The 17616-nt window shown below is 43.2% G+C and carries 12 protein-coding genes; 7 read left to right on the forward strand and 5 right to left on the reverse strand.

What is annotated here, in order from left to right; all coding sequences use genetic code 11:
- Nucleotides 1-189: 189 nt before the first annotated feature.
- Together PX482_RS13905 and PX482_RS13910 are read left to right on the forward strand one after the other, a co-directional pair.
- A complete protein-coding gene (locus PX482_RS13905) occupies nt 190-2358 on the forward strand; it encodes a lytic transglycosylase domain-containing protein (protein WP_004159598.1) in 2169 nt (722 codons plus the stop codon).
- 274 nt (nt 2359-2632) lie between these two features.
- Entirely contained in the window at nt 2633-3463 is an 831-nt protein-coding gene (locus tag PX482_RS13910; protein ID WP_002764144.1) for an energy-coupling factor transporter transmembrane component T family protein, read from the forward strand.
- A 130-nt stretch (nt 3464-3593) separates the two neighbouring features.
- Here the strand turns inward: PX482_RS13910 and coaE are convergent, their stop codons facing one another.
- Both coaE and purC read right to left on the reverse strand, forming a co-directional pair.
- On the reverse strand, nt 3594-4193 hold the full coding sequence (gene coaE / locus PX482_RS13915) for a dephospho-CoA kinase (protein ID WP_004159597.1): 600 nt from the start codon (nt 4191-4193) through the stop codon (nt 3594-3596).
- Between the two features lie 113 nt (nt 4194-4306).
- Nucleotides 4307-5032, reverse strand: coding sequence for a phosphoribosylaminoimidazolesuccinocarboxamide synthase (purC, locus tag PX482_RS13920; RefSeq protein WP_004159595.1), 726 nt, complete (start codon nt 5030-5032; stop codon nt 4307-4309).
- A gap of 337 nt (nt 5033-5369) precedes the next feature.
- On the opposite strand from purC, the gene PX482_RS13925 reads away from it, so the two are divergent.
- A complete protein-coding gene (locus tag PX482_RS13925) occupies nt 5370-5666 on the forward strand; it encodes a DUF7219 family protein (RefSeq protein ID WP_002743720.1) in 297 nt (98 codons plus the stop codon).
- Nucleotides 5667-5752: 86 nt separating this feature from the next.
- Here PX482_RS13925 and thrS read toward each other — a convergent pair whose 3' ends face one another.
- Nucleotides 5753-7552, reverse strand: coding sequence for a threonine--tRNA ligase (thrS, locus tag PX482_RS13930; RefSeq protein ID WP_004159593.1), 1800 nt, complete (start codon nt 7550-7552; stop codon nt 5753-5755).
- Nucleotides 7553-7686: 134 nt separating this feature from the next.
- Between thrS and PX482_RS13935 the strand changes: the two genes are divergently transcribed.
- Nucleotides 7687-8607, forward strand: a complete 921-nt coding sequence (locus PX482_RS13935) for a metal ABC transporter solute-binding protein, Zn/Mn family (RefSeq protein WP_288122565.1) — start codon at nt 7687-7689, stop codon at nt 8605-8607.
- Between the two features lie 302 nt (nt 8608-8909).
- Here the strand turns inward: PX482_RS13935 and PX482_RS13940 are convergent, their stop codons facing one another.
- Together PX482_RS13940 and PX482_RS13945 are read right to left on the reverse strand one after the other, a co-directional pair.
- Nucleotides 8910-10001, reverse strand: a complete 1092-nt coding sequence (locus PX482_RS13940; RefSeq protein WP_288122567.1) for a CobW family GTP-binding protein — start codon at nt 9999-10001, stop codon at nt 8910-8912.
- Nucleotides 10002-10256: 255 nt separating this feature from the next.
- Entirely contained in the window at nt 10257-10694 is a 438-nt protein-coding gene (locus PX482_RS13945) for a DUF4079 domain-containing protein (protein WP_002743713.1), read from the reverse strand.
- Between the two features lie 4 nt (nt 10695-10698).
- Between PX482_RS13945 and PX482_RS13950 the strand changes: the two genes are divergently transcribed.
- The 3 genes from PX482_RS13950 (at nt 10699) to PX482_RS13960 (ending at nt 17350) form a co-directional block, all read left to right on the forward strand.
- The gene (locus PX482_RS13950; protein ID WP_288122568.1) at nt 10699-13335 is read left to right on the forward strand and encodes a M1 family metallopeptidase; all 2637 of its coding nucleotides are present in this window, start codon (nt 10699-10701) and stop codon (nt 13333-13335) included.
- Between the two features lie 167 nt (nt 13336-13502).
- Entirely contained in the window at nt 13503-15854 is a 2352-nt protein-coding gene (locus PX482_RS13955) for a DEAD/DEAH box helicase family protein (RefSeq protein WP_288093411.1), read from the forward strand.
- Between the two features lie 371 nt (nt 15855-16225).
- Entirely contained in the window at nt 16226-17350 is a 1125-nt protein-coding gene (locus PX482_RS13960) for a restriction endonuclease subunit S (RefSeq protein ID WP_288023218.1), read from the forward strand.
- The last annotated feature ends 266 nt before the right edge of the window (nt 17351-17616 follow it).

The raw sequence follows: 17616 nt of genomic DNA on the forward strand, positions 1-17616 counted from the left end.
CCACACCCCACACCCCACACCCCACACCCTACACCCCACACCCTACACCCCACACCCCACACCCTACACCCCACACCCTACACCCCACACCCCACACCCCACATCCCAGTTCCCCAAGCTGGTTGAAACAAACAACCTGTCACCACGATCACTGATAATGTATGTTGAGTTACTGTCTTTAATAAGGTAATGTTTAAAAAATTCCCCCCTCACACCCCGCTCATTCTTGGCTTAGGTTCTGGGGTTGCGCTTTTTACTCTCACCAGTCTCTTTCTCTTTCACCCGAAAATCCTCGCTTGGCTCGATCGCAATAGTGCTTCGCTTCCTAGCCAAGATCCTAACCAACCCTCTGCCGTAGTTGATAGCGCTTCCTTACCACAAACCGAGCGAGATGTCAAGTTAAGAGATGTTGCTGATGCCAATGCGCCCTCTTTAGATCGTAGTCGCGCCCGCTATCTCTTGGCTATGGATTTATTGAGAAAATATGAAGGGGGTCCGGCTTTAAAACAATTAGAAGGCTTAGAAAAACAATATCCTGTCCTCGCTCCCCAGATTCTCCTCAAACAGGGACGCGCCCACGAATTAACCAATGATAGTGAAAAAGCGCAAGAAATTTGGCAAAAATTACTGGAAACCTATCCCCAATCGCCCGTAGTGGCGGAAGCTTACTACTCTTTGGGCAAATACGACCCCAGTTATCATGAGAAATTGCTTAAGGAATACCCCCGACACCCGCGTACTTTGGCTTTAATTCGCCAACGTCTTCAAGAAAATCCCGATCAATTTCCCTTATGGTTACAGTTAGCCAAGGCTAATCCTTTTGATCCTACCCTCAATCAGGCCCGCAATCGTTTGGTGAAAGACTACGCCGAGCAGTTAACTCCGGCGGATTGGGCAATGATTGGGGCAGGTTATTGGCAGTCGGGATTGTACGAAAAAGCCTATAAAGCCTATGCTAAAGCCACTCCTAGCCCCGAACAAGCCTATCGTTACGCCCGCGGGCTACAAATTGCCAAAAAACTGCCAGAAGCTCGCAGCGCTTACCAAAAATTAATTAAAACCTATCCCCAGGCCTCAGAAACCGGGTTAGGATTACTGCGACTCGCCCAAATTTCTCCTAACCGCGATGCTATAGCATATCTCGATCGCATTGTCAAGCAATTTCCCGATCGCGCTCCGGAAGCTTTGGAAGCGAAAGCCAAATTACTGGACTCAACTAATGCCCAGGCCGCTAGTCAAACATGGCAGACTTTATTAAATAAATACCCAAAATCTGACGAAGCCGCCGATTATCGCTGGTTAATGGCCCAAAGAGCCGCTAAATCCGGCGATTACGCCAAGGCGTGGCAGTGGGCGCAGCCAATTGCGGTTAATAATCCCGATAGTCAAATTGCCCCGAAAGCGGCCTTTTGGGTGGGAAAATGGGCGCAAAAACTGGGCAAAAACCAAGAAGCAAAACAAGCTTTTACCTACACTATTTCTCGTCATCCCCATTCCTATTATGCTTGGCGCTCGGCGGTTTTATTAGGTTGGGACGTGGGGGATTTTACCACTGTCCGCTCCTATAATCCTACCACCGTCAAACCCGCCACCCGTAACGATACTCCCGCCGGTTCGGAAGCTTTCAAGGAACTATATCGCATTGGTGAAGATACGGACGCGTGGAATCTCTTCCAAGCAGAAATTGTTGATCCTTGGAATTTAACCGTTGACGAACAATTTAACCTCGGTGTCTATAAACTCTCTCGCAATCAAAATTTAGAAGGAATTAACCTGATTTGGCGCTTGCGAGAAAGAGATACCCCAGAGGAAAGGGAAGCATGGAAAGTCCTGCGACAAAATGATAAATACTGGCACGCTTTATTCCCTTTCCCCTACTACGATAGCATCCTGGAATGGTCAAAAGATAGACAATTAAATCCCCTGCTAGTGACAGCTTTAATCCGGCAAGAATCCCGCTTTGAAAAAGAAATTCGTTCTCCTGTGGGGGCAGTGGGATTAATGCAAATTATGCCCGATACGGGTAAATATATCGCGGGTAATACTGGCAATAAAAGTTATTCTTTAACTAATCCCGAAGATAACATTATGATGGGGACATGGTATCTCGATTATACCCACGGCAAATTCGCCGGAAATTCACTTTTTGCTGTGGCTAGTTATAACGCTGGACCTGGGGCAGTTTCTAAATGGAAACAGCGTTTCGATTTTAGCGATCCCGATGAATTTGTCGAGAATATTCCCTTTAGAGAAACTAAGGGTTATATAGAATCGGTGTTTGGTAATTATTGGAATTATCTCCAGATTTATAACCCCGAAATTCAAGAGCAAATGAAGAGAGTTGCTAACCCTTCCTAGTTGATTAATGGGGATAGGTGATTAACTCATTCCCTTAAGTAAGTAGGGAGGCACAATTATTTGTAGGATGGGTTAGCGGTAGCGTAACATAATCGGGCGTTGGGTTTCATGATTCAACCCAACCTACGTTCTTAATCCCCCCTTAATAAGGGTGTGCCGATCCCCCCTGCCCCCCTTGATAAGGGGGGTGCCGATAGGCGGGGGGATACCCCTTAATAAGGGGGGCATCTGACAGTTTTTAACACCTAGCTACTTACTAACTTTTTTCCTGATTATGCAATCATTTAACTGGCAAACCGTCGATCAAAATTCTCCTTTTACTCGCCTAGATTTTCGGACAAAATTAACCATGATGATCGTGGTTACTCTCATCGCTTTTACTTGGGAAAGTCCCCTCGCTGGCGGTTTTCTAACTCTTATTGTCGCTTTAGCTTGTCTCTGGGCGGGGGTAAAATGGTCTTATCTTCTCACTATTTTAAAATTCATGGCTCCTTTTTATCTATTCTTATTAATTACCATGGGATTTTTTAATGTGGAACAGGTAAAAACTTTAACGGGAAAAACTGAATTAACTCCCTTATTAACTGTCGGTTCTAATAAAATGACTGTGGAGGGAACCCTCTACGGTTTAAATGTGATCTTTAAAACTCTCACGATGGTTTTAATTATTCCCCTCGCTATTTTTACCACCGATATAAATCAGATGATGGTGAGTTTAACTAAGGCCAGAATTCCTTACAAAATAGTCTTTATTTTTTCCTCTACCCTGCGTTTATTTCCTCTCCTAGTAGAAGAATCTCGATCGATTATTTCTGCTCAAAGATTACGAGGATTAGCAATAGAAAAAATGGGTTGGTTACAAAAAGGAAAAATTTACGCTTCTATCGCTGTACCTTTAATTTTAAACGCTATGGCTAAATCGCAAAAATTAGAGGTAGTTCTACAAGCTAAAGCTTTCTCTGGTGATCCCGATCGCACATTTTTACAGGAATCAATCTTAACCAATAAAGACTATTTATTAATTATTGGCTTTCTATTTTTATTGGTTTTGGCAATTATTCTCTATGTAAAATTCGGGGTGGGAAAATTTGCCTGGTTGTTTTAAGCTCAATCCCTATTGTAAGTAGTTAGGTGTTAAAAACTATCAGTTTCCCCCCTTATCAAGGGGGATCCCCCCGCCTATCGGCACCCCCCTTATCAAGGGGGGCAGGGGGGATCGAACCCAAAATCTATCTTCAATTTAATTCTAACCAGCTACTTATAGCTCGATCGATCTGGGTATATAAAGCTTCTAAATCCCCGGAATTGTCCAAAACAATATCAGCTAAGGCAATTTTTTCGGCTAAAGGCATTTGATTATTAATCCGAGTGATCGCTTGTTCTCTGCTTAAGTTATTCCTAGTCATTAAGCGTTGAATTTGTTGCTCAAAACCGCAGGAAACCACCCAAATCTCTGTGACTAAATGGGTTAGTTTGGCTTCCAATAATAAAGGAACAGAAAAAACAACTATCGGGGCTTCTAACTGCTCTAAATGCCGCTTAAAACATTCTCTAACGTAGGGATGAATCTGACTTTCTAACCAGATTTTTTCCTCGGGATTATTAAAAATAATCTCTCCTAACTGTTGGCGATTAAGGGAATTATCCTCAGTTTTAACTTTTCTGCCATAACGCTGAAAAATTCTCTCTAAAATTGCCGAACCTTTTTCCACTGCTTCCCGGGCATAAATATCCGCATCAAGGACAGGAATTTTGTAGATATTTTCTAAATAATTGGAAACCGTGGATTTACCACAAGCTATTCCCCCTGTTAACCCGATAATTCTTCTCGACATAAATTATTAAATTGCTAATCTCAATTAAGGTGCGTTACGCGCTCGCTAACACACCCTACGGTTATAAACTCTCTATCTAAGGTGCGTTACGCGCTCGCTAACACACCCTACGGTTATAAACCCTCTATCTGTTGTAAAACTCTTGCTTGTACTTGTTGATAGGCAGTTTCCACATCTCCTAAATCGCGACGAAAACGATCCTTATCGAGAATGCGCGCTTGGGCATCCTCTTGGGTTTTATCCCAGAGACGACAGGTATCGGGGCTAATTTCATCACCTAGATAAATTTTGCCCGTTTTATCAACTCCAAATTCTAACTTGAAATCGACGAGAATAATCTGGCACTTATCGAAAAATTCTTGCAGATATTGATTGATTTGCAGGGCTAAATCTCGTAACTGATTGACTTGCTCCTCGCTGGCAATATCGATCACTTTTATGCGATCGGGCGTTAACAAAGGATCGCCTAAAGCATCGTCCTTGAGATAAAATTCTACAAGAGGAAAAGGTAAAACTTTCCCCTCCTTTAATCCCGTTTGCTTGCACAAACTCCCGGCAGCGATATTTCTGACTACTACCTCCAAAGGAATAATTTTAATCGCCTTGACGCGCATTTCCCTAGAACTAGGGCGATCGATATAATGGGTAGGTATTCCTAGGGATTCTAACCATTGAAATAGGGCAGTGGAGACAGTACAGTTAATTTCCCCTTTACCGACAATTTGCCCGCGTTTTTGGGCATTAAAAGCGGTGGCATCGTCTTTGTAATAAGTGAGGAGAATATCAGGATCATCGGTTTGATAGAGAATTTTGGCCTTACCTTCATAGAGTTTTTCCATAGTTATCATCCTCGGCAATTGATAAACGAAAATCGATGGTTAATCAGATAGTGGCGGCAGTAAATTTTGGCGATCAACCCAGGCAAAAAGTCTCTATCATTGGGTAGATGATCGTTGAGAAAAATAATGTATAATTGCAGCTTAAAGATAACTGTCAACATTTGACGATCGAACCTTAACCTATAACCAAAAAGTGTCACGATACCAGGGGTCAACTTTTGGCGAATCAGCCAAGTTTTTACTTAAATCCTCAATCATAGCCAACAATTGATATTATCTCCCATTACCATTACCGAAAAATCTAAAGAAATTCCGAAAAATTACCCGCCGTCGCCCTATGAATCAGAATCCTCCTAACGATGATAACCCGAATCTCCCCGATCGCCGCAAGGAGGATTTTCTCTATCCTCGCGCGCCCTACTATGGGGAATTTAAGCCAGAAAACTTGCTATTTAACGCCAATTTACAGGAATTTGCCCAAAAAGTCAGTTTTATTTGTAATCTGGAAACGGGGGGCAAAATCAGTTCTCTAGAAGCCTATCAAAAAATTAAAGCCCTCTGGAAAGACTTAAAACAGAGCAAAAAAGGCCTAGGCATTGGGGAAAATCCCTTTCAAAAAGATGACGATACCTAAAGGATAATCAAGAAAAATCTCCTGGGTTGCTCAAAAATGCTGGGACAGAAATATTTTCTGCCCCATAGAATGAGATGAGCAAACGCTTAAAAATTACCGTGATTTTGGATGGCACTTTCTAATTTTGCCACCACTTCCTCGACGCTAATTACCCCTAAATCGCCCGTGGCACGGGTGCGAATACTTAAACTATTACTTTCCATTTCTTTTGCCCCCACCACTGCCATCACGGGGATTTTTGCGGTTTCAGCATTGCGAATCATTTTACCCAAACGTTCGCCACTGGTATCGGTTTCGGCGCGAATTCCTAACAATTGCATTTTCGCTGTCACCTCTTTAGCGTAATCCAATTGAGTATCACTAACCGGTAATAATCGTATCTGGACAGGGGCTAACCAAAGAGGAAAATCCCCCGCGTATTCTTCGATTAAAATACCGATTAAACGTTCCAAAGAACCAAAAGGTGCGCGATGAATCATCACCGGACGTTTACGATTACCATCTTCAGCAACATATTCTAGTTCAAAACGTTCGGGTAAATTATAATCTACCTGTACCGTTCCTAACTGCCATTCTCTTTCGAGGGCATCTTGGAAAATAAAGTCTAATTTTGGACCATAAAAAGCCGCTTCTCCGGGGGCTTCAAAATAATCCATCCCCAAAGTTTGCACCGCTTTTCTAATCGCTGATTGTGCCTTTTCCCAAGCTTCATCGGAACCGATATACTTATCCGATTCGGGGTCACGAAAACTCAATCGCGCCTTAAAATTCTTTAATTGTAAACTCTTAAACACCGTCAAAATTAAATCAACAACGCTTAAAAATTCCTTGTCTAATTGTTCGGGAGTGACAAACAAATGGGAATCATCGACGGTAAAACCGCGAACTCTAGTTAACCCCCCCAATTCTCCCGATTGTTCGTAACGATAAACTGTACCAAATTCTGCCAAACGCATCGGCAATTCCCGATAGGATCTCAAATCACTTTTATAGATTTGAATATGAAAAGGACAGTTCATCGGTTTAAGCACAAATCCTATTTCCTTACTAGCAGATTCCTCATCGTCTGCCATCATGGGAAACATATCTTCTTTGTACTTTTGCCAGTGACCGGAAATTTTAAACAAATCGACGCGAGCAATATGGGGAGTAACTACGGGTAAATAACCGCGTTTTAACTGTTCTTTTTTCAGAAAATCTTCTAACAAAGAACGAATTAAAGTTCCTTTCGGTGTCCATAAAGGCAACCCTGGCCCGACAGAATCAGAGAAAATAAATAAACCTAATTCTTTGCCTAATTTGCGATGGTCACGTTTGAGTGCTTCTTCCTTACGGCGCTTGTATTCGGCTAATTGTTGGGGATTTTCCCAGGCTGTGCCGTAAATGCGCTGTAATTGGGCTTTATTCTCATCCCCACGCCAATAAGCACCCGCTACCGTCTCTAATTCGATCGCTTTTGGGTCTAGTTCGCTTGTATTATCTAGATGCGGACCGGCGCACAAATCCCACCAAGCGTCACCAAGATGATAGAGGGTGATGGGTTCTTGAATTCCCGCCAGAATTTCCAGCTTATAGACCTCATTAATCGCTTTAATGCGCTTTTCCGCTTCTTCCCGAGAAACTTGCTCGCGAATCACCGGCAGTTTTTTATTGATAATTTTGACCATCTCTTTCTTGATGTCCTTGAGATCCTTATCGGTAAAAGGTTCCGGCACATCAAAATCGTAGTAAAATCCGGTTTCAGTCCAAGGCCCGATAGTAACTTGGGCTTTCGGGAATAATTTCTGCACCGCCATGGCCATCACATGGGAGGTGGTGTGACGAATTCGCTTGAGGTGGTCGGATTCGCTGGTTTTCGGTAGTTTAATCGGGGCTTGGTTATCCATATCTCTTCAATTTACACCTTCTCTATTCTCTATTTTAATAGTAAAAGGAGTCTTTAGTCAGGAAAAAAATCAGGATAGATATCAATGCCATTTCCCCTCATCTCTAACCTCTAACCCCTCATCTCTATTTCTCGATGAAAAAACTAATTTTATCCTGTTTATTTTTGGGATTGGTTGCTTGTAATGCCTCGGTTAATACCACTGATAACCAAAAACCCAAGGTAATCTCCACCAGCACAATTATCGCCGATTTAACCGCACGAGTAGGCGGTGAAGAAATTGACCATCAAGACATTTTAAAACCAGGGGATGATCCCCACGTTTATGAACCAGTTCCCGCCGATAGTGTGGCTTTAGAAAAAGCCGATTTAATTCTCTATAACGGTTATAATCTCGAACCGGGGTTAATTAAAATGATCGATTCTACGGCAGTTAAAGCGAAAAAAGTGGCTGTGGGAGAAGCCATTACACCTTTACAACTGGAAAAAGAGGGGCAGAAAGTACCCGATCCCCATGTTTGGGGTTCGGCAAAAAATGGCATAATCATGGTGAAAAAAATCCGAGATCAATTGATTGAATTAAGTCCCGAAGATAAAGAGATTTTTACTGAAAATGCCGCCCAATTAATCAGGGAATTAGAAAATCTTGATCGCTGGATTACTGCGGCTATTAAAACTATCCCCCCTTCCCAAAGGCAATTAGTCACCACTCATGACGCTTTTCAGTATTATGCTCATGCCTATGGTTTAAAAGTTGCAGGAACTTTAATTGGCATTAGTACCGAAGAACAACCTAGCGCCCAAACGGTGAAAAATTTAGCCGATGCTATTAAAAATCTCCAGGTTCCTGCTATCTTTGCCGAGACCACTATTAATCCCGCTTTAATTACCACTGTAGCCGAAGAAGCGGGGGTGAAATTAGCACCACAACAATTATATTCTGATTCGATCGGTGCGGTGGGTACTGGGGGGGATAGTTATGTAAAAATGCTGAAAGAAAATACTCGCTCGATCGTGGAATCTTTAGGAGGAAAAGTACCTCAAGAAGGTCAATAGACCTCTTGTAAAAATCAAAAAATTGTCCTTAGAGTCAGGAGTTAGGAAGGCAGAAATACCGACAATCAGCAATTATCGGTGACTTTTAGATGATGACAAATGGATCAGCAGCTGCCTGTAAGCATCCCACCGAAAAGCTAATGCGCGGGGGGTTTGGGGGCGGCGCCACGCCCCCAACGGGGGGTTTGGGGGGTAGAACCCCCCAAAAGCTTGGATTGAGGGAAAAAATCGAAAGTAACGCCCGACTTTAGCAGAGAGTTTCCCCTTAAAAATCCCAACTTAGTAGATTTACAAAGCGGGGTTTATTTGCCAAATCCTTTACCGCGATTGACAGCAGGTAAAATGAGACAACTGTTAATCTGTTCTTTTAGGGTTTCATGATCGAGATTTTGACCGATAAGAACTAGCTGATTTTTGGGAGTACCTTTCCATTCGTCATCTTCGAGAGTAAAACGTTTACCACTGAGGTGAAAAATATGACGTTTAGGACTTTCATCAAACCAGAGAATACCCTTAGCGCGGAAAACGCTTTCTGGTAACTGATTATCGAGGAAATATTGGAACTTCCGAATCGAAAAAGGTTGGTCACTAGCAAAGGAAATAGAAGTAAATCCATCCACCTCTAAATGATTGGAATGGTCGTGATGATCATGATCGTGATCGTGGTCGTGATCATGATCGCAATGGTCGTGATCGTGGTCGTGGTGATCATGGTCGTGGTGTTCTTCCTCTGTGTCGAAATATTTATCCGATTCAAATAGTCCGACGCTGAGAATTAAGGGTAAAGGGACCTGACTTTTGCTAGTACGAATAATTCTCGCTCCTTCCTTCATGTCCCGGATTCTTATTTCTAAAGAATCCACATCCGCTTCATCCACTAGATCGGTTTTATTGAGAACAATAATATCACCGTAGGTGATTTGACTTAAGGCCGCTTGCGAGTTGAATAAATCGAGACTGAAATTGGCACAATCCACCATGGTGACAATGGAATCTAAACGGGTCATTTCGCGTAATTCCGTCCCTAAAAAGGTTAAGGCTACCGGTAAAGGATCGGCTAATCCTGTGGTTTCTACGACTAAATAATCGATTTTTTCGGGACGTTCGAGAACTTTATAAACTGCTTGAATTAAATCCTCGTTAATCGTGCAGCAAATACAGCCATTATTTAATTCTACCATGCTGTCATCACTACTGATAATCAGTTCATTATCGATACCGATTTCACCAAATTCATTGACAAGAACAGCAGTTTTTAATCCCTGTTGATTGCTGAGAATATGATTGAGGAGGGTAGTCTTACCACTACCAAGAAAACCAGTAATAATTGTTACCGGTAGCCCTTTTTTTGGCACTGACATCGTGTTAATAGCTTGTGATTCGACGGTTTGCATAATGATTTGGGGGTGAGTATTCTGTCACTAAAAAGCGATTTTTCGGGATGAGATAAGTAAGTGGTTTCAATTAAATTGAAGATAGATTTTGTCTTTGATCCCCCCTGCCCCCCTTGATAAGGGGGGTGCCGATAGGCGGGGGGATCCCCCCTTAATTCCCCCTTGATAAGGGGGGGGGATGTGACAATTTTTAACATCCACTTACTTAGCTAGTTTTTCTTGATCAAACAGTCTCCACTCGATCGCCGACTATTTTTATTGTAGATATTTTTGGACCACATCCCATCCTGTTAGGGTAACAAAAAGAAAACCCAGAAACAATAAAAGATTAGTGCCGATGTGGAGAGACCGCGCTAGAGGTGGACGAGTTGTAATGTTCAGGCCGCTAATTGCCGAAACAAAAACCAGAAAAACCACCGATAAACCCGCTATCAGGTGGGAAGAGTGGCCTAAACTGCCATAATGACCGATTGTTCCCACTAATCCGATTCCCAGCAGAATTAAGACCAAAGCAACCATGATCAGACCGCTGAGGAGATGAAAGGATCTTAACCATTTCGGTCGAGATTGGCCCGCGAGTCGTCGATAACCCATGTTTACCCCCGAAACCGCTAGTAAAAAATAGGCAAAGAGGGTAAATCCCATCGACCAAGCGGCAATTTTCCATAACCAGAGAAAGGAAGGGAGATTCATAGGGGTGGGATTATTATTAGCAAGGAAAGGGACGACCGATCGTGTTAATTTAAGTTTACCGGACAAAAATCAGCAAGTTAGGGCTAATATGTCTCATCTCACCATCGACACGGAAAATAATCAGCGTCAACCCTTTGAGTTACCCGGGGCTAAACCCCATTATAACCCCGATCGACCCGGACAAGTTAATCATATTTTTCTCGATTTAATTATTGATATTCCCCGACAAAGTTTTCAGGGCAGCTGTCAGATTACCCTCACCCCCATTCGTCAGGGAATTAGCAGTTTAACTCTGGACGCGGTGGATCTAAATATTAATTCTGTGTTCATTGAAGGTATCAGTCAACCCTTTGACTATGATCGTTCTCTTCTGACCATTCATCTGCTACAACCCACTACCGATAAACCGATTATCCTGACGATTAACTATCAGGTTAACCAACCACAACGGGGATTATATTTTATCGGCCCCGATGAATATTATCCCGATAAACCGATGCAAGTTTGGACCCAGGGAGAAGATGAAGATTCTCGCTTTTGGTTTCCCTGTTTTGATTACCCTGGCCAATTAGCCACTTCCGAAATTCGGGTTAAAATTCCCCAACCCTATATCGCTATTTCTAACGGGGAATTAATCTCGGTGGAACCCGTGGGTGAGGACAGAATTTATCACTGGTCACAAAAGCAAATTCATCCCACCTATTTAATGACTCTTGCGGTGGGAGATTTTGCCGAATTATGCGACTCATGGAATGGTGTTCCTGTCACTTATTATGTGGAAAAAGGACGGGAAGAAGAAGGCCAAAGAAGTATGGGTAAAACTCCCCGCATGATCGAGTTTTTTAGCCAAAAGTTTGGTTATCCCTATCCCTATCCCAAATACGCGCAAGTTTGTGTAGATGATTTTATTTTTGGTGGGATGGAAAATACTTCTACCACAATTTTAACCGATCGCTGTTTAATTGATCAAAGAGCCAGCATTGATCATACTTGGACAGAAAGCTTAGTTGCCCATGAATTAGCTCATCAATGGTTCGGTGATTTAGTGGTAATTAAACACTGGTCTCACGCTTGGATTAAAGAGGGAATGGCTTCCTATTCTGAGGTTTTATGGACAGAATCGGAATACGGAAAAGCTGCTGGTAGTTATTATTTATTAGGGGAAGCAAGAAGTTATTTAGAAGAAGATACTTCCCGCTATCGTCGTCCGATTGTTACTCATGTTTATCGAGAAGCGATCGAACTTTATGATCGTCATCTCTACGAAAAAGGCGCTTGTGTTTATCACATGATCCGCTCTATTTTAGGGGAAGATTTATTCGGAAAAGCGATTCAGACTTTTGTGCGAGATAATGCCCATAAAACCGTGGAAACTGTGGACTTATTACGGGCGATCGAAAAAGCGACCGGGTACAATTTATTATTCCTCTTTGATCAGTACGTTTATCGCGGTGGTCATCCCGATTATAAGGTGGCCTACAGTTGGGACAATCAGAATAATTTAGCCCAATTAACTGTCACCCAAACCCAGGACGAAAAAGAACTATTCGACTTGAAAATTCCCGTCGCTTTTGCCTATCTCAACTCTGAGGATATTACCTACAATCTGCGGATTCACCAAAAAGAACAAACTTTCTATTTTCCCCTAGCACAAAAGCCCGATTTTGTCAAGTTCGATCGGGGTAATAATTTCCTCAAAACCGTCACTCTTGAGTATCCCATCGGTGAATTAAAAGCGCAATTACAACAGGATACCGATCCAATTTCCCGTATCTATGCAGCCATAGCCATTGCTAAAAAAGGCGGTTTAGAAGCGATCGAAGCTTTAGGGACATCCCTAGAAAATGAGCCTTTTTGGGGGGTGCGTGTGGAGGTGGCCAAACAGTTAGCAACTCTTGGTTTAGATCAGGCAGTTACTGCTTTAATTAAAGGTTTAAACGATGAAAAAGCACAAGTACGTCGGGCAGTTGTCGAGGGATTAAGTGAAATTAAAACCTTAGATAGTTATAACGCGCTTAAATCCCTACTAGAAGCCGGAGATGCTAGTTATTATGTGGAAGCGGCCGCGGCGCGAGGATTAGGCTCCATGGCCGTGGGACAATTGCAAAATAAAGAAGGGGAAATTATTGACCTGCTCAATCATATTTTACAGTCAAGAAAGGGGTGGAATGAGGTAGTAAGAGCGGGCGCAATTGGCGGTTTAAGCCAGTTAAAAACCTCCCCGGCGGCTTTGGAGTCAATTTTGACCTACACAGCTTTAGGCACGCCTCAACCCCTGAGATTAGGGGCTATTCGGGCCCTGGGAGCGATTTCTTCGGGACAAAGCACGGATAAATTAACCGTAATTTTGGAACGTTTAGAAACCATTGCCAAGGAAACTTTTTTCTTGACGCAAGTGGCAGTGTGTAACGCTTTAGGACAGATAGAAAATGCCAAAGCTATCGTTATTTTACAAGCTTTGAGCGATCGAACTCCCGATGGTCGTGTCCGTCGTGTAGCGGAGGAAGCAGTACAAAAAGTCCAGAAAAAATTAGGTTCCGAGAAAGCAATTCAGGAAATTCGCGAGGAATTAGAAAAAATGAAACAGGAAAATCAGGAACTTAAAAGTCGTTTGACCAAATTAGAGGCGAAAAATAGTTAATTAACCTGAGTTATCATTTATCAGTTATCAGTTATCACTTATCAGAACGTAGGTTGGGTTGAAGCATGAAACCCAACCCCCGCTCATGTTACGCTACCGCTAACCCATCCTACAAATAATTGTGCCTCCCTACTTATCAGTTATCTGTTTACTGTCTTGAGAGAACCATGGGATTAGGAGAAACAGACACCAGAGCCAAATTAATTGACCCCGTCCTGCATCAAAGAGGATGGACCGAGGATTGTCTCAAGCGAGAAGAAACCCCGGGGGCAATTCAAATTATCGATGGGGAAGCCGAACGCGCCAGGGGAAGGATCGATTATACCCTGCGAGTGGCCGTCAGTAGCGACAGCCAACCCTTAGCCGTCGCCCTAATAGAAGCAAAAAAGGAAGATGCGCCCCCCACTGAAGGCTTAGAACAGGTTAAACGCTATGCCAAAGGGTTAAATGTACCGTTTGTGTACTCCTGTAACGGTCATCTTTTTGTCGAATATGATCGCACGACGAATATAACTTCAGCCCCTCAGCCCCTCAGCCAATTTCCTACCCCGGCCGAACTGAGAGGGAGATACGAGCAGTATGTAGGCTTCAGCCTAGCAGAGGAGGTCGCCCGTCCCCTGCTGACTCCCTATAAGGGGGGAGAAGGAGGACGGCGTTACTACCAAGATGCTGCCATCCGCGCTGCTTTGGAAAAAATTGCCCGCTGCCAGCAAACAGGCTCCCCGGCGCGAGTCCTTCTAACCCTGGCAACGGGCGCGGGTAAGACTTTTATTGCCTGTAACCTACTGCGAAAAATAGCAGATGCCGGACAGTTGCGGCGGGCGTTATTTGTCTGCGATCGCGATGAGTTGAGAACCCAGGGGGCGGCGGCTTTGCAAATTGCCTTCGGTTCCGAGGCGGCGGAAGTAGAAAAGAACCAACCCCACAAGAATGCCCGTGTTTTAATTGCTACCTATCAAACTCTGAATGTGGACAAGGAAGAGGACATGGGGAATTTTTTAACCACCCATTACCCGGAAAATTATTTCAGCCATATCATCATCGATGAGTGTCACCGTTCCGCTTGGGGTAAGTGGTCGCAAGTTCTCACCCGCAACAGTGAAGCGGTACAGGTGGGGTTGACGGCAACTCCCCGGGAATTGGAGTTTACAGAAGACTCGCCCGAATCAGAAGCCGATAGACAAATCACCGCCGATAATATGGCCTATTTTGGCGAACCTGTCTATGAATACGACATCGGACAAGGGATAGAGGATGGCTATCTTGCCGCCTGCGAAATTGTTAGGAGTGCCATCAACCTCGATGACACGGGCATTACAGTGGAGGAGGTCATCAGCAGAAATCCCCTTGATGCCAACACGGGACAGCCCATCCCAGAGGCAGAAATTAGGGAAATGTACGAGAAAACCAGTTATGAGCGGTTAATTTTGCTCCCTGACCGTGTGATGGCGATGGCGGGGGATTTATTCAATCATTTGTTAACAACGGGGGGAGTGGAACAGAAAACGATTATCTTCTGTGTTAATGACCGCCATGCTGATGCTGTAGCCATTGAGATGAATAATCTCTATAGCCGTTGGTGTGCCGCTAAGGGGGAAAAGCCGAAGGATTATTATGCTTTCAAGTGTACGGCGAAATCTTCGGGTAATGACTATTTGCCGGATTTAAAGGGCAGTTCCCGTTCCCATTTTGTCGCGACGACGGTAGATCTTTTAACCACCGGCGTCGATGTCCCCAATGTGAGAAATATTGTCTTTTTTAAATATGTCAATTCTCCCATTAGTTTCTATCAAATGGTAGGGCGGGGGACGCGGTTGCATCTACCCACTAATAAGTTAATGTTTCGGGTGTATGACTACACTAATGCTACCCGTTTATTTGGGGAGAAGTTTCTCGATAAGTTAGCCACCAAAAAGGGGACGGCGGCGGAACCAAAGGAAAGGCAGCAACGCCTGGTTATCTCCGTTGAGGGGTTTGAGGTAAATATTACTCCGGTGGGGCGCTATATTCTGACGACGGTGGACGGAGAAACGAAGCCGATAACGGTAGAAGAGTATCGAGAGAGGCTGGCGGAATCCTTGGTTAATCAGGTGACTAATTTGACCTTATTTCGTTCAATTTGGGTTCAGCCGGAGGAGCGGGGGAGGTTATTACAAATACTGCCCGATGGGGGGCGATCGGCAAGTATAATTAGGACACTAGATGAGTTGGAAGCTTGCGATTTATTTGATGTTTTGGGAGAGTTAGGTTATGGTTTGCACCGTCTGACTCGTCTGGAAAGGGCGGAAGCTTTTAGTTATAAACAGGAGGATTGGTTACGCGAAATGCCAGAAGAAACGGCGGCGACAGTGAGGGCGATCGCTTCTCAGTTTGGTAAGTCGGGGACGGAAGGATTAGAAAATAAGCTCATTTTTCAAGTGCCGGAAGTGATTAAGGCTGGGGGTTTGTCGGCGTTAAAGTTAGTAGGTAAACCCTCTGAGATCATACAGGAAGCTAAGATAAGATTGTTTGCCGCTTAGGGTTTCTAAATAGAACAGAAAGCGGGTTTCTAGTAAATAGCTAAATTAAGGCTCAGATTTTGTTAAGAAACCCGCTTTCTCCCAGCTTCTTTCTCCAAGCTTGTTGAATGGTATAATATCTGATTAGGATAGGAATGTTATTTTTATTGGGTGATTCCAAGAGAGTGGTGGGTTACGCTATCGCTAACCCACCCTACGCATTGGAGGGGGGTGAGTGCATTGGTAGGGTGGGTTAGACGGCAACAATCTAGGCGTTAAAGTCAATCTAACAATCCGTCGTAACCCACCGTTTTAGTCAACCGAAAGGATGTTTGATTTATGTTTGAAAATAAGATTGATCAGGTTTTACACGCGTTAAAGGAGATGTTGGGATGAGTTGGACAGAAGTAGCTTTAGTCGATGTCTGTAAACCAAAGCAGTGGAAAACTATTCCAATATCAGCATTAAAAAAAGAAGGGTATCCTGTATATGGTGCGAATGGAGTCATTGGTTTTTACGATGAATTTAATCATCTTGAAGAGACATTAATGATTACATGTAGAGGAGCTACTTGCGGCACGATTAATCTTTCAACGCCGAAGTCATACATTACGGGCAATGCTATGGCGTTAGATGATCTGGATCGAGAACTTTGTGATATTAATTTCCTTTACTATTACCTCTCAAATCGAGGTTTTAATGATGCGATAACTGGAACAGCCCAACCTCAAATTACACGAACAAGTCTTTCAGGGATTAAAATCCCCCTCCCACCCCTAAGCGAACAAAAACGAATAGCCGCCATTCTTAATGAACAGATGGAAGCGGTAGAAAAGGCACGAAAAGCAACAGAAGCACAGTTAGAAGCTGCCAAGGCTTTACCTGCTGCCTATCTTCGGGCTGTTTTTGAAAGTGAGGAGGCTAATTCTTGGGAGAGGAGAAAGTTAGGAGAAATATGTCATATAATTGGTGGAAATACATTACCAGATCAGATAATTTCTGAGGTAGATGAACGAGTTTACTGTTTAAAAGTATCTGACTTGGATAAATCTTTTTGTGACAATAATTATATCAATAGTGGTCAGATTTATACTAAGCGTTCTTTGGCTGGCAATAGAATAATACCACCACAATCTATAGTTTTTCCAAAAAGGGGCGGTGCAATCGCCACAAACAAAAAACGTATTTTAACAGTTAATGCAGTTCTTGATCCTAATTTAATGGCAGTCTATCCATCGGGGAAAAATTTATCTAATAAATATCTATATTTCTGGTTTGAAAGTTGGGATCTATCCTCTATTCAAAGTGGGAATTCTGTACCTCAAATAAATGGGAAAGATATTGCACCATTAGAAATTCCCATTCCACCCCTCCCTAAACAACAACAAATTGCCTCAACTCTAACCGAACAAATGCAAGAAGTGGAACGCCTGAAACAGAACTTAAAAGAGCAACTCGACACCATCAATAAACTCCCCGCCGTCTTATTGCGCCGCGCTTTTAATGGAGAATTATAGTTATGCAAACAATAGACATAGAAAAAACACAGCAAGCATGGACAAACTTAAACCAAATACTGTTCATACCTCGTACCGAATCAGAAGAAAATCCCTATTATTTTACTAAATGACAGAAAACCTAATTAGGGTCTGCTGAATAAATCTAAAAACCTTGTTGGATAAGACTTTTGGACTTTTTTCCCCTCAAAAAGTGCCAGCCATTGCGGGGATCGGGGGAAAATTCAGGTACTTTTTCCCTGAAAATTAGGTAGTTGACCACCTCA

The sequence above is a fragment of the Microcystis sp. M53602_WE12 genome (genome assembly GCF_030065455.1).
In the GTDB taxonomy this organism is placed as follows: Bacteria; Cyanobacteriota; Cyanobacteriia; order Cyanobacteriales; family Microcystaceae; genus Microcystis; species Microcystis aeruginosa.